2 protein-coding genes are annotated in these 1,767 nt (G+C 60.4%); both read left to right on the top strand.

Translation table 11 applies throughout. The features are described 5' to 3' along the window. The first annotated feature begins 102 nt into the window (after positions 1 to 102). Positions 103 to 1,149 carry a tRNA preQ1(34) S-adenosylmethionine ribosyltransferase-isomerase QueA gene (gene queA / locus ACR0E6_RS21010; RefSeq protein ID WP_480586935.1) on the top strand — a complete coding sequence of 349 codons (1,047 nt, stop codon included), beginning with the start codon at positions 103 to 105 and terminating at the stop codon, positions 1,147 to 1,149. A gap of 112 nt (positions 1,150 to 1,261) precedes the next feature. After that, positions 1,262 to 1,767 (top strand): MFS transporter (locus ACR0E6_RS21005; RefSeq protein WP_480586932.1); only part of this gene is annotated, 506 nt, incomplete at its 3' end.

Below are 1,767 nucleotides of genomic sequence, written 5' to 3'. Positions count from 1 at the left end.
TCGACCCCGCAACCCGGCCGAACCCAACCGGACGTACGGTACGCGGAACTACGACCGCTAGAGGATATGGCCGAATCTCTTGCGGCCTTGTATGGCGCGGCCATGAAACTCAGCGATTTTGATTTCCACCTGCCCGAAGACCTGATTGCGACTCGCCCCGCCAACCCGCGCTCGTCTGCGCGTTTGCTGGTGGCCGAGCGCGAGGCGATCTCGGACAGCCATGTGTTCGATCTGCCCAACTGGCTGCGCCCCGGCGATCGGCTTGTGTTGAACGATACGCGCGTGATCCCGGCAAGGCTCAGCGGGCGGCGGCACCGCGACAGCGCGCAGGGGCCGGTTTCCGCTGCGATCGAGGCGACGTTGCTGGAGCCTCAGGCGGATGGATCCTGGACCGCGCTGATCAAGCCGCTGAAAAAGGTCAAACCGAGCGAAGAGATCGTGTTCTCTGACGATCTCAGCGCGACGCTGGACCGGGTAGAGGACGGGCAGGCCTATCTGCAGTTCAACCTCAGTGCTGAGGATTTTGACGCTGCCCTCGAACAGGCCGGTGCGATGCCCTTGCCACCCTACATCGCCGCCAAACGTCCAGCGGATGAGCAGGACAAGACGGATTACCAATCCATCTGGGCGCGCAACTCGGGCCCTGTGGCCGCACCAACCGCGTCGCTGCATTTCGATAGTGCGTTGATGGCCGCGCTGGCAGAGCGTGGGGTGGAATTCAGCCACGTGACCCTGCATGTGGGCGCGGGAACCTTTCTGCCGGTCAAGGTTGAGGACGTGACAACCCACAAGATGCATGCCGAATGGGGCCGGGTCAGCCAGCAGGCCGCTGATGAGATCCGCGCCACCAAGACGGCAGGCGGCCGGGTGGTCCCGGTCGGTACAACCGCGCTGCGCCTGATCGAAAGCGCCGCGCGTAGCGGGCGGATTGCACCTTGGGAAGGGGAAACCGACATCTTCATCTATCCGGGCTTTCAGTTCCACGTGACGGACGCACTGATGACCAACTTCCACCTGCCCAAGTCGACCCTGCTGATGCTGGTTTCGGCGCTGATGGGGCAGGAGCGTATGCGGTCCGTCTATGCCCATGCGATTGAACAGAAATATCGCTTCTTCTCGTATGGGGATTCGTCCCTTCTGATCCCCTAAAATCCTCAGCCGCGACACTGTCAGACAGGGAATGTCGTAGACAGGCGCGATCTGCATTTGTTTTGATCACATAACGACTCGCAATTCAGCTTGGCACATCCCGGAGGCCCAAATGATTCAGGTTCTGTCCACCGCTTGGGCGCTTCTTCTCGGTATGGGATTGCTGATGGTCGGCAACGGCCTGCAAGGTACGATTCTGGGTGTTCGAGGTGAAATCGAAGGTTTCTCGACCCTGGAGATGTCCTTTGTGATGTCGGCCTATTTCATGGGGTTTCTGGGCGGATCGCGCCTCGCGCCTGAGATGATCCGCAGGGTTGGCCATGTGCGTGTCTTTGCAGCCCTGGCCTCGTTCATTTCCGCGGTCATGATCATGTATCCGATGCTGACCGACCCGATCGCGTGGTTCCTGGGACGTGCCGTGATCGGCTTCTGTTTCTCGGGCGTGTACGTGACCGCTGAAAGCTGGCTCAACAACGCGGCCAGTAATGAGAACCGGGGGCAGGCACTGTCGCTCTATATGATTGTGCAGATGCTGGGGATCATTTCGGCTCAGGGATTGGTCTTGCTGGGCGATCCCGCAGGGTATGAGACGTTTGTGATCGCGTCGATCCTCGTTTC

It is taken from the genome of Ruegeria sp. AP12 (genome assembly GCF_056540025.1).
Note: the sequence above shows the minus strand (reverse complement) of the source record. Positions and strands in the feature narration are given on the sequence as shown.

Excerpts from the sequence above, each read along its gene's own strand:
- queA (WP_480586935.1), top strand. The coding sequence starts at position 103 with ATGAAACTCAGCGATTTTGATTTCCACCTGCCCGAAGACCTGATTGCG.